Genomic DNA, 14,946 nt, shown 5'->3' with positions numbered 1-14,946 from the left:
TTTACGCCTTGGTACTTACGGACCTGAAATCCTGAACTGTTTTAGCCGCGCCGTTTGTCAGTAATGTTTCAAGTTGCTGTAAAGTGACGGCTTTGAAACGTGCATTTTGGGCGAGTTCGGGCGCGAAAATACTGTCAAAAGCCAGCAATGCACTCAGTATATCCTGTGCAGTGGTGAGCCCCGCCGTTGCCTGTAAGAGTTGATCACGCAGCGGATCGCGAATGTCGATAGCTTGTCCGTGTTCATCTTTACCGGTCACAAAGCGCATCCATGCGGCGACACCAAGTGCGAGGCGGTCAAAAGACTGACTGGCCAGAAGACGGTTCTGGATTGTATTGAGCAGGCGCTGCGGCAGTTTCTGCGAGCCGTCCATAGCAATCTGCGCAGTCCGGTGATGCAGAGCCGGATTACAGAACCGTTCAATCAGCTGGTCTTTATAGGTTGAAAGATCAAAATCCGGCAGAGCGGGCAGTGTCGGCGTTATCTCCTCATCCATCATGGCACGGATGAATGTTTTAAAGCCGGCTGCGGCCATGGTCGCGGATACGGTTTCATGACCGGCGAGAAAGCCAAGATAGGCAAGTGTGGAGTGACTGCCGTTGAGCAGACGCAGCTTCATCAGCTCAAAAGCGGCGACATCGCGGACAAAACTTGCGCCGGATTTTTCCCATGAAGGGCGACCGGAAGGGAAATGATCTTCAACCACCCATTGGCTGAACGGTTCTGTGCAGACCGGCCATTGATCTTTCATGTTCAAAGCACGGCTGACACTTTCACGATCCTGATCGGTGGTTGCCGGTACAATGCGGTCAATCATACTGGACGGGAATGCAACATGTTCCGCGATAAAGCTGCCAAGTTCCGGATTGGTCAGTTCGGCAAGCCGGACAGTCACACGCTTCAGTGTTTCACCATTGGCTGGCAGATTATCGCAGGAGAGAACTGTGAAAGGCTGTAGTCCTGATGCGTGTCTTCTCCTGATAGCCTCGACCAGAAAGCCGGGTGCAGAGCGTGGTGCATGCGGGTGTTTCAGGTCATGGATAATATCGCTGTTGCTCTCATCCAGCGTGCGACTGGCGGGGGCGTAGCAATAGCCTTTTTCGGTCACAGTCAGCGTGACAATGCGGATATCCGGCTGACACATGGCTTGAAGCACGGCTTCCGGATTTTCCGGTGCGACCAGAATATCGGTGAGACAGCCGATAACATGCAGTTTTTCACCGGCACCATCACGCACGGCAACACTGTAGAGATACTCCTGCGGGGCGAGCGCATCTCTGGTGTCGGGACTACGCAGAGAAACACCGGTAATGCCCCAACTCGGGTCATCCTGCAGAATATTTTCTGTATACACCGCCTGATGCGCACGGTGAAATGCACCGATACCTAAATGGATAATCCCTGTTTTCAGATCAGAACGGTCATAGGCAGGTTTGCCCACAGTTGCAGGCAGATCGGCCAGGGTTTTATCGGATAGAGAATTGAGTGTTCCGGTCATAATTTATAAGCCTGTTTCGCCAGCCGGTAGCTGAGGTCATGAGCGACTTCATAGGCTTCTTCCTCATCAAGGCGGTGCTCAGCAACAAGACGGGCAAGGAAAGCGCAATCCACACGGCGTGCCATATCATGGCGGGCGGGAATGGAGAGATAAGCGCGGGTGTCGTCATTGAAGCCGACAGTATTGTAGAAACCGGCGCTTTCCGTTGTCAGTTCACGATAGCGTCTGATCCCCTCCGGACTGTCATGAAACCACCATGCGGGGCCGAGCTTGAGGGCAGGGTAATGCCCTGCCAGCGGTGCGAGTTCGCGGCTGTAAGCCGTCTCATCCAGCGTGAACAGAATGAGCGTCAGGCGCGGATCATTGCCATGTGCATCCAGCAGAGGTTTAAGCTCTTTCACATAACCGGTCTGGTTCGGAATATCCGCACCTTTGTCAAAACCGAAAGCAGAGAAAATTTGAGGATTATGATTGCGGTATGAGCCAGGATGGATCTGCATGACCAGCCCGTCATCAATGCTCATGCGCGCCATTTCGGTCAGCATCTGCGCGCGAAACAGTTCTGCATCTTCCGGTTTGACCGGTTGTTTGATGATGCGTTCAAACAGCGCTTCCGCTTCCCCTGCCGAAAGGTTGGCTGTCTGTGCAGTCGGGTGACCGTGATCGGTGGATGTCGCGCCGCGTGCCTTGAAATAGGCGCGGCGGTTGCGGTGCGCCTGCAAATACCCCTGATAGGTCATAGGATTATTTGTCAGTTCTATAAATTTTTCCAGTTCACTCTGAAAATCAGGACGGGATGCATCAACCACTGCATCCGGCCGGTAGGCGGGGACAACGCGTCCGTGCCAGCCTGAGCTAAGGATCGCATCATGATGTGTTAGCGGGTCATTGGCGGAATCCGTAGTGGAGATCACCTCAATATTGAAGCGGTCATATAGCGCACGCGGACGCATTTCCGGTGTCGCCAACTTCTCGGAAATCAGATCATAAAGCCGGTCGGCATTGTTCTCGCTGAGACGTTCTGTGATGCCGAAAACGCTCTCCAGAGAATGTTCAAACCAGAGGCGGGACGGTGTGCCGCGAAACAGAGGCCAGTGTTTTGCAAATAATCGCCAGATGGTACGGCTGTCAGTTTCCACCGCTGTGCCATCCAGACGGGCAATGCCTAATTGCTCCAGCGGAATGCCCTGTGAGTAGAGCATACGGCAGATATAATGATCGGGTTTGACAAACAGGGTTGCCGGATCGGGAAAAGCGGCATCTGTCGCATACCATGACGGTTCGGTATGCCCGTGCGGGGAGATGATCGGCAGTTTTTCGACCGATGCGAACAAGCGTCGCGCTATGGCGCGGTTGTCTGCCTCCGCAGGCAGAAGGCGATCCGGATTGAGTGCCATTGCTGGTCTTTTCCTCCCTGACAGACTTTGAGGCCTGTTTCCCGTCATTGCTGTCCGGCTTTTTCTGTCCGCGGTTTTTGATCCGTCTTGTACAGAATTTGCATCCGGCGCTTGGCGAACAGTAAATAATAATATATTAGTATGTCAACAGCGCATGGATTTTTTGTTTCGGATCGCAGTTGCGAGCGGATAAACAAGACCTGAAGACTTGAGATTCAGGCAGGAGAACAAGATTGAACACGCAGCCGACATTCGGGCAGATATCCTCAGGAAGGCGGCCTGCCGCAGGACGTGAAACCGCAGCAAAGCTGATTTATCGCGCATTACAGGCGGATATTGTTGCAATGAAGCTGCTGCCTGGCACGGCGCTGAACGAGAAAACTTTTATTGAGCAATTCGGTGTGAGTCGCACGCCAGTGCGTGAGGCGCTTATTCGTCTGGCTGAAGAAGGGCTGGTCGATATTTTCCCGCAATCCGGCACTTTCGTGGCGCGCATTCCGGTTGATCTGATACCGGAATCTGTGGTGATCCGTCAGGCGCTGGAAGGAGCGACGGCGGAACGCGCGGCATTATCATCAACACCGGAAGCCGTCGCTAAGCTGGATGAGCTGATTGATATGCAGCAATTCCATGCCAGCCGTGAAAAGTTGGGGCTGTTTCATGAGGCAGACGATGCTTTCCATGAGGCGGTTGCGGAAATCGCCGGTTATCCCGGTATCTGGCAGCATTTGAAGCTTGTGAAAATCCAGATCGACCGTGCACGGCGCATGACCGTTCCGGTGCTGGGGCGTATGGATCAGGTTTTGCGCGAACATAAACTTATCAGGGATGCCATTGCCGCTAAAGATGCACCGGAAGCGATAAAGGCGATGAAGCATCATCTCAGCGCGGTTCTGCCGGATATTGACGAGTTGCGGAAAAGCCATCCGGATTTCTTTGTCTGATCAGGCGTTCGTCTGCTGCCGCAGATTTTCAAAATCATAAAATATAAAAACTTATTCGGAGGAGGGGTTAATGCGTCAAGCGTGGAGATGGTTCGGGCCGGATGCCGGTGTGCCTTTGGATGCTGTACGTCAGGCCGGAGCGACAGATATTGTATCTGCTTTGCATGATGTGCCGATCGGACAGGCATGGACGTCCAGCCAGATTGCAGAACGCAAGACGCTGATTGAAAATACCCCTTCTGACCGCACCCCGCTTGTCTGGTCTGTGGTGGAGAGCATCCCGATTTCAGATGCGATCAAGCGTGAAGGCGGTGCTGCAAAACAGGATATCGCCGCATGGATTGCCTCAATGGAGGCTTTGGCGGCACATGATATTAAAGTCATTTGTTATAATTTTATGCCGGTTGTGGACTGGTGTCGCACCGATCTGGACTATGTAACGCCAACTGGCGCGACTGCCATGCGTTTTGATCAGGATCGTTTTGCTGCTTTTGATCTGCATATTTTGCAGCGTAAAAATGCGGAACAGGATTACTCTGAAGCTGACCGTCTTGCTGCCCGCGCAACCTATGAGGCGATGAGCGAGGCTGAGATTAATCAGCTGATTTTCAATATTGCCAGTGCTTTGCCGGGTTCGACAACCGAGCCGCTGACGATACCGGCTTTCCGCGACAAGCTGGAAACCTATGCCCATGTCGATGCCAATAAACTGCGGCAAAATCTGATCGCTTTTTTGGAAGAAGTGACCCCCGTTGCGGACGAGTTGGGCGTGCGCCTGACCCTGCATCCGGATGATCCGCCGCGCTCCCTGTTCGGACTGCCGCGCATTGCTTCAAATGAAGCCGATTATGCCGCGATTTTTGATGCGGTGCCATCACCGGCCAATGGCATGTGTTTCTGTTCCGGCAGTCTTGGTGTGCGGGCGGATACTGATCTGCCTGCAATGGCGCGCCGTTTTGCATCACGTATCTATTTCTCGCATTTACGGGCAACCACGCGACAGGGTGACGGACGCAGCTTCTATGAAGCCGCCCATCTTGAAGGCGACATGGATATGGTTGCATTGCTGCGGGCGCTGGTCGAGGAAGACCGCAAGCGGGATAGCGGATCAAAGATTATTTTCCGCTCTGATCATGGTCACCGTATGCTGGATGATCTGGCAAAACAGGTGACACCGGGTTATCCGGTTATCGGCCGGCTGCGCGGGCTTGCAGAATTGCGTGGTGTGATCACCGCATTGGATGCCGGTGCTTTATGTCCGGCAAAGGCGGGCGGGTGAGCTATGACCCGTCAGAACAGTCCGGTTATTGTCCTTCATCCGTCTGACCATGTGGCGGTTGCTCGGGTGACAATCCGCGCCGGAGAACCTGTCGGCAGTGGTGAACTTGTAGCTGCTAATCTGATCGGCAAAGGGCATAAAGTTGCACTTGTACCCATCACAAAAGGGCAGGAAATCCGCAAATACGGCAATGTGATTGGTGTCGCGACAGAGGATATTGCTGCGGGTGCGCATGTGCATCTGCATAATCTGGCAATGCTGCCGTCACAGCACGAGCATGAATTCTGTGTTGATTATGCGGAGCCGGAACTGTTTCCGGAAGCGGAAAGACGCAGCTTTCTGGGTTTCGACCGCGGTGCAGGCGGGGTTGGTACGCGCAATTATATTGGTGTGATTGCGACGGTGAATTGTTCAGCCACTGTTTCGCAATATGTGGCGGATCATTTCAACCGCATGGGCGGCTTGAAAGACTACGATAATATTGACGGGGTTGTGGTGCTCGGACATGCGGGCGGCTGCGGGATTAATACGCAATCGGAAGCCTATCGGGTTCTGACCCGCACGATACAGGGCTATGCCCGTCATCCCAATTTCGGCGGCGTGTTGCTGATCGGGCTGGGTTGTGAAACCAACCAGATTGCTCCGATCCTTGAGCATTATAAGCTGGAAGAAGGCGAGCGTTTGCAGACGCTGACCATCCAGCAATATGGCGGCACACGGAAGACAATTGAAGCGGCGATTGCAGCGATTGAAACTATGTTGCCGGTTGTGAATGCGGCGCAGCGCACACAACAGCCTTTGTCGCAGCTTAAACTCGGTTTGCAATGCGGCGGGTCGGATGGCTATTCGGGGATTTCCGCAAATCCGGCACTCGGCTATGCATCGGATTTGCTTGTGCGACATGGCGGCACCAGCGTTTTGTCGGAAACGCCGGAGATTTACGGTGCTGAACATTTGCTGACCCGCAGGGCGGCGCGGCCGGACATTGCTGAAAAGCTTTTGTCACGGATTGACTGGTGGCGTGACTACACGCAGCGCAACGGCGATGAGCTTAATAATAATCCGTCACATGGCAATAAGCTGGGCGGGCTGACCACAATCCTTGAAAAATCGCTCGGTGCCGTGGCGAAAGGCGGCTCTATGCCGCTGCGTCAAGTTTATGAATATGCCGAAACGATTGATGAAGCGGGTTTCGTATTTATGGATACGCCGGGCTATGATCCGGTTTCTGTAACAGGGCAGGTGGCAGGGGGATGTAACCTCATCTGTTTCACCACAGGGCGTGGATCGGTTTCGGGTTTCAAACCGGCGCCAAGTATTAAAATCGCAACCAATTCAGATATGTACGAGCATATGAAGGAAGATATGGATCTGAATTGCGGTGGCATTGTTACCGGTGAAGAGAGTATTCAGCAGGCAGGCGAACGCATCTTTGAGGAGATTATCGCTGTTGCTTCCGGCCGCAAGACAGTGAGCGAGATTTACGGCTATGGCGACAATGAATTTGTGCCATGGCAGCTCGGGGCAACGACCTGACAAACAAATAGCATGACGGGGGAATGGTGAAGAAAAAGCTCTTTTTGTCTGCCGGTGAATGTATGATTGAAATGTCCTCACTGGGAGGCAGTGAGTTTCATCTTGGCTTTGCAGGCGATACTTTAAATACCGCATGGTATGCGCGCGCTTGCCTGCCTGTGCAGGACTGGGATGTGTCCTATTTTACCCGTATCGGTACGGATAGTTTTTCTGCCAAGATGAGAGATTTTCTGAACCGGAACGGGATCGGTACTGACTATATTGAGGAGGATGCGCAGCGTCAGGCTGGTCTTTATTTGATCGAAGTTGAGAACGGCGAGCGGCATTTTACCTATTGGCGCAACCAGTCGGCAGCACGTCTGCTGGCGGTCAATCAGCCATTGCTCGCCAAGGCTTTTTCCGATGCCGATATCATATATTTTTCTGCGATCACGCTGGCTATTCTTTGTCCTGAGCAGCGGGCAGTATTTATCTCTCATTTGAGGGATGCTGCCCGCTCCGGAAAAACGGTGGTGTTTGACACCAATATCAGGCCGCGTTTGTGGGAAAACCACGATATTTTGCGCGAAACAATTATGCAGGCAGCAGCGGTTGCGCAGATTGTTTTACCGAGTTTTGATGATGAAGCGGCAATGTTCGGTGATCGCAGTTTAGAGGATTGTGCTGCCCGCTATCGCGCTGCCGGTGCACAGGTCGTTGTGGTTAAAAACGGTGGCGGCACAATGCTGATTGCCGATGACAGTGGCATGCGTCAGATCACGGATATTGAGCCACTCATACCGGTGGACACAACCGGTGCCGGAGATTCATTCAATGGCGGTTTTCTGGCAGCGCTGTTGAGCGGTAAAGACATTGAGGGGGCTGTCAAAGCCGGACATGCTGTTGCCTCTCAGGTGGTGATGCAGCGCGGTGCATTAATGCCGATGGGGCAATTAGTGTAATATACAAAAGTCATTTATTTGCAGAGTCCTAATAAAAAAGGCCGGTTTAAACCGGCCTTTTTTATTCATTTATTTTACTGGTTTGATATTCATCGCCAGCGTGTCTTCATCAGCGCGCGGTGTCAGCTCCACCTTGTCCTTCTTCACAGCCCATGCACTGAGCTGGATCGCCAGCGGCAGATCAGGACGATCCGTTGCTACCAGATTATTCGCCTTTTCAAGCAAAGTGCGGCGCTCATCTGCATCCATCGCTGCGGCTGCATCTTCAATCAGCTTGTCCATTTCCGGATTGGCATAGCCGCGCACGTTAAACGCACCCAGCGATTTTGCCGGTTCATTGGAATGCATCAGCGATGACAGCATATAGTTAGCCTCACCGGTCAATGTACCCCAGCTCGCCATATAGAGCGAATATTCACCGCGGGTTTTCGCAGGATTGAACACCGCTGCCGGAACACCGTTCACATCCGCCGTAATGCCGATAGCTGCCAGCATCTGGGCGACGGTAGGTCCCAGCTCATTCGGCATACGGTCATTCGAATAGCTCAGTGTAATTTTGAAACCATCCGGATAACCGGCTTCTGTGAGGAGCTCTTTTGCACGATTAATGTTGAATTCCGGTGCCTGCAACGACTTGTCATAGCCGAAAATATTGGAGGTCACCAATTGTGTCGGTACGGCTGCCATACCTTCCAGTGCAAATTCAACAATGGTCTCGCGATCAATTGCCAGATCAAAAGCCTCTCGCACACGCGGATCAAGCAACGGGTTTTTATCCAGCTTGCTGCCATCCTTGGCAAATACCATCGGGCTTTTTTCGCGGAAATCAAATTCGAGATAGCTGATATAGATACTCTCGTTTTTGACAACCGTCAGCGATGAATCCTGTTCAAGCACAGGGACATCCGAGGCAGGCACTTTGGAAATAACATCAACCTGACCGGCTTTCAGCTGGGCAACGCGGGCAGCATCATTCGGGATTTCCTTGCGGATAACGCGATCCCATGGCTGTGATCCGCCCCAGTAACCGTCGAAACGCTCCAGAACCAGATCCTGTGTCGGTGCCCATGAAACGAATTTATAAGGGCCGGTGCCGATCGTGGCTTTACCGGTATTGAAGCCTTCCGCTGCGGTTTCCTGTGTTGAATAGGCAGCTGCTGCTTTGTGTGAAGTGATAAACAGGCGGATAAAATCATTCGGCAAAGTCGGTGCTGCAGAATTTGTGGTCACGCGCACAGTCAGCGGATCAACAACTTCTACCGATTTAACACGGCGCACAAAAATTGTTGCCGGATTTGGCCCTGTTACATGCGGAATGCGCTCAATGGAGAATTTCACATCTTCCGCTGTAAAATCTGAACCGTCATGGAATTTCACGCCTTCGCGCAGTTTGAATTCCCATGTCGTATCATCAAGTGCCTGCCAGCTCACGGCCAGCGACGGTTCAAGCTCAAGATTGTTGCCTGAGCGGATCAGCGTATCGAAAATATGTTTCGTTGCCTCGGCATTGGCAGCGGTCGCCGTAAAATGCGGGTCCATTGAGGCAGGGCCGGCTTTAATTGCCATGACCAGATCGGCGGCAAAAACCTGTCCGGCGCTAAAAAGCAATGTTGTGCCAAGCATTAAAGCATGCAGTGTTTTTTTCATGTGAATAGTCCAGTCCCCATTTATTAGTCTTGTTCAAACTCTTCATCACGCTCCGGCAGATCGGAGGCAATTGTTTCCGGCCATTCGCGGGAGGCGATCACCAGTTTGGTCAGCAATTCCGAAAGCATCATGCGCTCAGCAGGGCTAAGTGTTTCCAGCATCAGGCGTTCGCGCTCCAGCATCGGCGTCATTTTCGCTTCAACAATGGCGCGCCCTTCATCGGTCAGGCACAGCACAACACGGCGCAGGTCATCACTGTCACCCTCGCGTTGTACCAATTTCAGACGGGTCAGCTTTTTAGTGGCGCGGCTCAGTGTGTTTTTCGGAAAGCCGGAACCGGCAACCACTTCGGACAAAGTCGTGCGGTCGCGCAGAAACAGCGAATACAGCACCACAAATTCCGGCCGCAGCAGATCATGATCAGTACCGATCAACCCGTAGATCGGATTGTTATAATGCAGTGCCAGATAGTTGATCCGAAAGGACAGCCAGCACGGATTTTCCCATAATTTTGTATGCAGAATATCGCTTTCGCTGATGCGGCTGTCCGCCGCCTCGCTACGCCCCGCGCGCCCCTCTAACAGAGCGATTGCTACGCGTTCCTCCATCACTTCTCCCCGTGACAGTTTAGCAATTAAGTTCCATTCAGAACAAGATATAGCTTGTTTTAAGGATGTCAAACGTAATTTTTGTTCCAATTGGAACTTGTCTGCGAAATATTTTCATGGATAATAGTTTTCAGAAACCCATGAGCGCAGACTCGGGAACACATTCGAAATGAGAGGAATTTCACATGCATATTAACGCCATGCACTGGGCGCAGGTTGAAGAGCGCGTCAAACAGGACGACCGCTGTATCCTGCCGATCGGCAGCATTGAGCAACATGCCCGCATCAGCCTCGGCACTGATATGATTTTGGCTGAAAAAGTATCGCTGGATGCCGCAGAACCACTGGGCGTGCCGGTATTTCCCGTGCTCCCTTATGGTCTTGCATCCAGTTTCACCGACTTCCCGGGCACGGTATCCCTGAGCCTGCGTACCTATATTGGCGTGATTGAAGATATTCTCGACAGCATCTACCACGCCGGTTTCCGCCGAATCCTGATCGTCAACGGACATGGCGGCAATGCGCCTGCCGGTACTGTTGTGTCTGAGTGGCTGAATCGCAACCGCGATGCCAGCGTCAAAATGCACGATTGGTGGCGCGCACCACAAACCATGGGCAAAGTGCTGGAAATCGACAGCCGCGCTTCGCACGCCTCATGGATGGAAAACTTTCCGTGGACACGTCTTGCAGGCGTTCAGCAGCCGGAACATGCGGTAGAGCGCATTGATTTCGGCGCTATGGCACGCGTTGACGCCGGTCGCAAACGTGCGCTGTTGGAGAGCTGCGAAGGCAATTATCACGGCCTTTTTGAACGTCCGGATGCTGACATGCTGGCGATCTGGGATGTTGCTGTGCGTGAAACCCGCTTTGAACTGGAAAACGGCTGGCACTGATAATCATAAATTTCCGGACAGGAGAAATCCCGTCCGGCATTAGAAATAGTTAAGCGGATACGGTGGGAGGAAACTGTCCACTATCCGCTTTTGGGGGAGCATAGCTGATGATTGCATTTATTGTCAGACGCTTATGGCAGGCAGCATTGGTGATGCTTGTCATGTCGCTATTGGTGTTTATGGGGGTCTTTGTCATCGGCAATCCTGTCGATGTACTGATCTCACCGGATGCGACACAGGAAATCCGTGACAGGGTGATCGCCCAATACGGGCTGGACCTGCCGGTATGGCAGCAATATCTGCAATTCATGAGCAATCTGCTTCATGGCGATTTGGGGCGCTCCTTCGTCTATAATATGCCTGTCTCTGAGTTGATTGCATCACGCCTGCCTGCGACTGCCGAACTGGCGCTGACTGCTGTGTTCATGGCCAGTCTCATCGGTATTCCGCTTGGTATTTATGCCGGTTACAAGCCGGATAGCTGGGCATCTAAAATTATTATGGCGCTGTCTATCCTCGGCTTTTCCGTTCCGACTTTCTGGATCGGGCTGATGCTGATTATGGTCTTTGCTGTGCAGCTTGGTATTATGCCCGCGGGCGGACGCGGTGCCACAATTTCCGTACTCGGTGTTCCTGTCAGCTTCCTGACACTTGACGGTCTGCATCATCTGGCATTGCCCGCCATTAATCTCTCGCTGTTCAAACTGTCGCTGATGATACGACTGGCTGCGTCCGGTACGCGTGAAATCATGCTGACCGACACGATTAAATTTGCCCGAGCCGCCGGTATTAACGAGCGCACAATTCTGCGCCGTCATGTGCTGCGCCTGATCTCTATTCCGCTTGTGACCGTCTTTGGTCTGGAGCTTGGCTCAACCGTTGCTTTTGCCGTTGTTACTGAGACGATCTATTCATGGCCGGGTCTTGGCAAGCTGATCATTGACAGTATCACCTCACTCGACCGTCCGGTGATGGTGGCCTATCTGATGCTGGTTTCCCTGCTTTTCATCACGATTAATCTGATTGTGGATCTGTCCTATGCCGTGCTTGATCCGCGCATGCGTCAGGGAGGTGGCAAATAATGTCATTGCTCAACAGCAGATCATTACAATTCTGGTCAGAATTCAAACGCCATCCGGTGCCTATGGTTGCCGCTTTTATAGTGCTGCTTATCATTTTGCTGGCCGTCTTCGCACCGCTGATTGCACCGCAGGATCCGTATGATCTTTCCAGCCTTGTGTTGCGGGACGGACGCCGTGCACCCGGTTATATCGGTCAGGGCGGTTACACCCATATTCTGGGAACCGACGGACAGGGACGCGATCTCTTCTCCGCCATTCTTTACGGCTTGCGCATTTCGCTGGAAATGGGCCTGCTCGCCGGTGCGATTGCCTTTGCCATTGGTGCATTGGTCGGCTCAACGGCAGCCTATGTCGGCGGTCGTTTTGAAGCTTTCATCATGCGCGTCATCGACCTGCAGCTTTCCTTTCCGGCCATTCTGCTGGCCTTTGTGGTGGCAGCACTTCTCGGACAGGGCAAAAGCCAGCTGATTATCGCTCTGGTCTTTTCACAATATGCCTATTTTGTGCGTACCGCTCATGGCGCCGCCTCGGCAGAACGCCATAAAGACTATGTCGAGGCAGCACTTTCTGTGCCGATGAGCGGCTGGTTCATTGTCACCCGTCATATTCTGCCCAATGCTATGCCGCCACTCATTGTTGTGGCAACAGTACAGGTCGCCTCGGCGATTTCACTGGAAGCAACGCTGTCATTCCTTGGTGTCGGCCTGCCGCCGACAGAACCATCTCTCGGCATGCTCATTTCCAACGGTTTTCAATATCTGCTGTCCGGCCGCTACTGGATTTCGATCTATCCGGGCATTGCACTGATCATTCTCATCATGGCGATCAATCTCGTTGGCGATCAGATCCGCGACCAGCTTAATCCGAGGCTGAACAAATGACAGCTCATCTTCTTGAAGTCACTGATCTGCATACGCATTTCGAAGCCCGTGCCGGTACGGTCAAATCGGTCGATGGTGTTTCCTTCTATCTCGATCGCGGGGAAATTCTGGGACTGGTGGGTGAATCCGGCTCCGGTAAATCCATCACCGGTTTTTCTCTGATCGGGCTGATCGACAAACCGGGACGCATCGTGCAAGGCTCCATTAAACTGGAGGGGCATGAGCTTGTCGGTTTGAGCGAAAGCGAGTTGCGCAAATTGCGTGGCCGTGAAATCTCCATGGTCTTTCAGGACCCGATGATGACACTCAATCCGGTGCTGACCGTTCTCGATCAGATGACACTGGCACTACGCGCCCATGAAACTATTTCGGACAGCGATGCCCGCACACGATGTGTGGAAGCTTTGCGCCGTGTGCGTATCGTTGATCCGGAACATAAGGTTGATTTCTACCCGCATCAGTTTTCCGGCGGTATGCGCCAGCGCGTGGCAATTGCAATAGCCCTGCTGCACAATCCGAAAGTGGTGATTGCGGATGAGCCAACCACAGCACTCGACGTTTCGGTGCAGGCGGAAATTCTGACAGAAGTAAAAGCATTGGTTGCCGAACTTGGCATTTCGATGATCTGGATCAGCCATGATCTGGCAACTGTCGCCTCAATTTCAAAACGTATTGCCGTGATGAAATCGGGCAAAATTGTCGAGACCGGCCCCGCTTCAGAAGTGCTGAAAGCACCAAGCCATCCTTATACACAAGGTCTGCTGGATGCTCTGCCATCCCGCTCCAAACCGGGGCAAATGCTGGGCAAGCCGACAGATGAAGAAGAAACATCTTTTCAAATCGCGACACCGGTAACGGAAGTCAAACCGGATTTTGTGACCGTTCGCAATGCGGTCAAACGCTTTGAATGGAAAAGCGATGTCTGGGGCAGGCTTGGCCAGAAAATCGGCCTGTTCAAACCACGCAAACCTGTCATCGCCGTCAATCATGTCAACCTGACCATCGCCAGAGGGGAGGCGCTGGGACTGGTCGGAGAATCCGGATCCGGTAAATCAACGCTCGGCCGCATGGTTTGCGGGATTTATCAGCCGACTGAGGGGGAGATCCGTCTATCCGGCCAGCCTGTCATGTCTGACCATGTACACGGACGCAAACTGACGACCAAAATTCAGATGATCTTTCAGGATCCGTTTGCGTCGCTTGATCCGCGCCGCACCATCGGCCAGTCAATTACTGAAGGCCCCATTGCCCATGGTCTGACCACAAAAAGCGAAGCCCGTGCCTATGTGGCACAGTGGCTGAAAGCGGTGAGCCTTGATCCGGCCTTTGCAGACCGCTATCCGCACCAGTTTTCCGGCGGTCAGCGGCAGCGCATTGCCATTGCCCGTGCTTTGGCGATGAAACCGGAAGTGATTGTCTGCGATGAGCCAGTGGCGTCACTTGATGTGTCCATTCAGGCGCAAATTCTCAATCTGCTCCTGCGGCTGCGCAAAGAACTGAACCTGACATTGCTGTTTATCAGTCATGATCTGTCCGTTGTGCGCCACCTCTGTGACCGCATTATCGTTATGCATCACGGCAAGATTGTTGAAGAAGGTATGGCTGAAACAATTTTCGAAGCCCCTCAGCAGCCTTATACAAAGATGCTGCTGGATGCCATTCCGAAGCTGGCCTAGACGCGTGATACCTGCGAGTATATTCAACGCGGTCATACAGCCGCGTTGAATATCTGGAATAAGGGGATGCTATTGAGAAATACGGTGTTTTTCAGTCTTCTGGCATTCTTTATACTTGTCACAGCCTTTTTAAATCTGTTGCTCAATCCTGCACCCCCGCAATATCCGTCAATCGGCGGTGGCGGATATGACCTGTCCGGATTTGTCTATACGCTGTGCCTGCTGCTTTTTACTTGTCTCTGGTCAGTCATTCTGCTGATTGCCAGCCAATGCGTAAAAAAGCCGGTTACAGCCCGCCAGCTTGTTATTCTGGCTATGATTGGTGCTTTGACATTCATTGTCTCGCTGCTGTTTTATCACGACAATCTGACGTAAAAATATGATGTGCTGTTTACCCGTCACTGCGTCATCTCTCGCCGAAGGTGCGGCATTGAACCCGACACAGTGTCAAAAAATATCCCTGCAATATGCGTGAATGTGTTCAACATCCGTTGACAGCGCTTAAGGGTGCTCTACTTTATGTAAATACATTCTAAAATATCGATTTTCCTTTTTTATTTTCAT

The 14,946-nt window shown here is 52.5% G+C and carries 13 protein-coding genes; 9 read left to right on the top strand and 4 right to left on the bottom strand.

Features of this window, described 5'->3' with window-relative positions; genetic code table 11:
• Position 1: 1 nt before the first annotated feature.
• Complete coding sequence (locus JNC80_RS00810) at positions 2-1,498, bottom strand: mannitol dehydrogenase family protein (RefSeq protein WP_376709200.1); 1,497 nt, start codon at positions 1,496-1,498, stop codon at positions 2-4.
• Complete coding sequence (gene uxaC / locus JNC80_RS00805) at positions 1,495-2,895, bottom strand: glucuronate isomerase (RefSeq protein ID WP_376709199.1); 1,401 nt, start codon at positions 2,893-2,895, stop codon at positions 1,495-1,497. The genes JNC80_RS00810 and uxaC overlap by 4 nt, the downstream gene beginning before the upstream one ends.
• 233 nt (positions 2,896-3,128) lie before the next feature.
• Between uxaC and JNC80_RS00800 the strand changes: the two genes are divergently transcribed.
• The 4 genes from JNC80_RS00800 (at position 3,129) to JNC80_RS00785 (ending at position 7,595) form a co-directional block, all read left to right on the top strand.
• A complete protein-coding gene (locus JNC80_RS00800) occupies positions 3,129-3,839 on the top strand; it encodes a GntR family transcriptional regulator (protein ID WP_376709198.1) in 711 nt (236 codons plus the stop codon).
• Between the two features lie 70 nt (positions 3,840-3,909).
• The gene (gene uxuA, locus JNC80_RS00795; protein WP_376709197.1) at positions 3,910-5,118 is read left to right on the top strand and encodes a mannonate dehydratase; all 1,209 of its coding nucleotides are present in this window, start codon (positions 3,910-3,912) and stop codon (positions 5,116-5,118) included.
• Between the two features lie 3 nt (positions 5,119-5,121).
• Positions 5,122-6,654 carry a D-arabinonate dehydratase gene (locus JNC80_RS00790; RefSeq protein ID WP_376709196.1) on the top strand — a complete coding sequence of 511 codons (1,533 nt, stop codon included), beginning with the start codon at positions 5,122-5,124 and terminating at the stop codon, positions 6,652-6,654.
• A 23-nt stretch (positions 6,655-6,677) separates the two neighbouring features.
• A complete protein-coding gene (locus JNC80_RS00785; protein ID WP_376709195.1) occupies positions 6,678-7,595 on the top strand; it encodes a sugar kinase in 918 nt (305 codons plus the stop codon).
• Positions 7,596-7,664: 69 nt separating this feature from the next.
• Here the strand turns inward: JNC80_RS00785 and JNC80_RS00780 are convergent, their stop codons facing one another.
• The gene (locus JNC80_RS00780; protein WP_376709194.1) at positions 7,665-9,242 is read right to left on the bottom strand and encodes an ABC transporter substrate-binding protein; all 1,578 of its coding nucleotides are present in this window, start codon (positions 9,240-9,242) and stop codon (positions 7,665-7,667) included.
• Between the two features lie 23 nt (positions 9,243-9,265).
• Positions 9,266-9,850: a MarR family winged helix-turn-helix transcriptional regulator gene (locus JNC80_RS00775; protein ID WP_225686647.1), complete on the bottom strand. Its 585-nt coding sequence runs from the start codon at positions 9,848-9,850 to the stop codon at positions 9,266-9,268.
• Between the two features lie 185 nt (positions 9,851-10,035).
• Between JNC80_RS00775 and JNC80_RS00770 the strand changes: the two genes are divergently transcribed.
• The 5 genes from JNC80_RS00770 to JNC80_RS00750 all read left to right on the top strand — a co-directional run bounded on the left by JNC80_RS00770 (position 10,036) and on the right by JNC80_RS00750 (position 14,757).
• Entirely contained in the window at positions 10,036-10,743 is a 708-nt protein-coding gene (locus JNC80_RS00770; protein WP_376709193.1) for a creatininase family protein, read from the top strand.
• A 107-nt stretch (positions 10,744-10,850) separates the two neighbouring features.
• Positions 10,851-11,825: an ABC transporter permease gene (locus tag JNC80_RS00765; RefSeq protein ID WP_022711035.1), complete on the top strand. Its 975-nt coding sequence runs from the start codon at positions 10,851-10,853 to the stop codon at positions 11,823-11,825.
• On the top strand, positions 11,825-12,706 hold the full coding sequence (locus JNC80_RS00760; RefSeq protein WP_022711036.1) for an ABC transporter permease: 882 nt from the start codon (positions 11,825-11,827) through the stop codon (positions 12,704-12,706). Before JNC80_RS00765 ends, JNC80_RS00760 begins: the two co-directional genes overlap by 1 nt.
• Positions 12,703-14,382 (top strand): dipeptide ABC transporter ATP-binding protein, encoded by a 1,680-nt coding sequence (locus tag JNC80_RS00755; protein WP_376709192.1) that lies wholly within the window; start codon positions 12,703-12,705, stop codon positions 14,380-14,382. The genes JNC80_RS00760 and JNC80_RS00755 overlap by 4 nt, the downstream gene beginning before the upstream one ends.
• A gap of 72 nt (positions 14,383-14,454) precedes the next feature.
• Entirely contained in the window at positions 14,455-14,757 is a 303-nt protein-coding gene (locus JNC80_RS00750; RefSeq protein WP_376709191.1) for a hypothetical protein, read from the top strand.
• Positions 14,758-14,946 lie beyond the last annotated feature (189 nt).

This window comes from Pseudochrobactrum lubricantis (genome assembly GCF_041929865.1).
Taxonomy (GTDB): domain Bacteria; phylum Pseudomonadota; class Alphaproteobacteria; order Rhizobiales; family Rhizobiaceae; genus Pseudochrobactrum; species Pseudochrobactrum saccharolyticum.
This window is presented reverse-complemented; position numbering and strand designations above follow the sequence as displayed.